Below are 746 nucleotides of genomic sequence, written 5' to 3' on the forward strand. Positions count from 1 at the left end.
CACACACGGTGTGGAGGCCTTCCCGCTTGACCAGGCCCTTGAGCTCGGTGAACTCGGGGCCCATCCGCGCGCGGGTCTTGATCCACGGCGGCTTCTTCTCGATCGGGGTCTGCGCGTTGCGGACCTCGAGCCGGAGAAGTTTGCGCCCCTCGGGGAGCGCGCTCATCGGTTGAGGTCCGCGTACAGCGGGTGCTTCTTGGCCAGCAGTTCGACCCGGCCGGACAGCGACTGGCGCAGGGCCTCGTCGAAGTCCGGGCGCAGCGCCTCGGCGATGATGTCGGCGACCTCGGCGAAGTCCTCGGCGCCGAAGCCGCGGGTCGCCAGCGCCGGGGTGCCGATGCGCAGGCCGGAGGTGACCATCGGCGGCCGCGGGTCGAACGGGACGGCGTTGCGGTTGACCGTGATGCCGACCGAGTGCAGCCGGTCCTCGGCCTGCTGACCGTCCAAAGTGGAGTTGACCAGGTCGACGAGCACCAGGTGCACGTCGGTGCCGCCGGTCAGCACGCGGACGCCCGCCTCGGCGCAGTCCGTGCGCGAAAGGCGGTCGGCCAGGATCTTCGCGCCTTCGAGCACGCGCTGCTGGCGCTCGCGGAACTCCTCGCTCGCGGCGATCTTGAGCGCGACGGCCTTGGCGGCGATGACGTGCTCCAGCGGTCCGCCCTGCTGGCCGGGGAACACCGCCGAGTTGATCTTCTTGGCGAGTTCCTGGCGGGACAGGATGATGCCGCCGCGCGGGCCGCCGAGGG

The 746-nt window shown here is 71.2% G+C and carries 2 pseudogenes; both read right to left on the reverse strand.

The window, feature by feature from the left end:
* A pseudogene (locus B0293_RS41520) lies at positions 1–166 on the reverse strand (lipoyl synthase); the annotation flags it as partial.
* Positions 163–746: pseudogene (locus tag B0293_RS44580) on the reverse strand (serine hydroxymethyltransferase); the annotation flags it as partial. The pseudogenes B0293_RS44580 and B0293_RS41520, both read right to left, overlap by 4 nt.

This window comes from Amycolatopsis azurea DSM 43854, from assembly GCF_001995215.1.
Classification (GTDB): Bacteria; Actinomycetota; Actinomycetes; order Mycobacteriales; family Pseudonocardiaceae; genus Amycolatopsis; species Amycolatopsis azurea.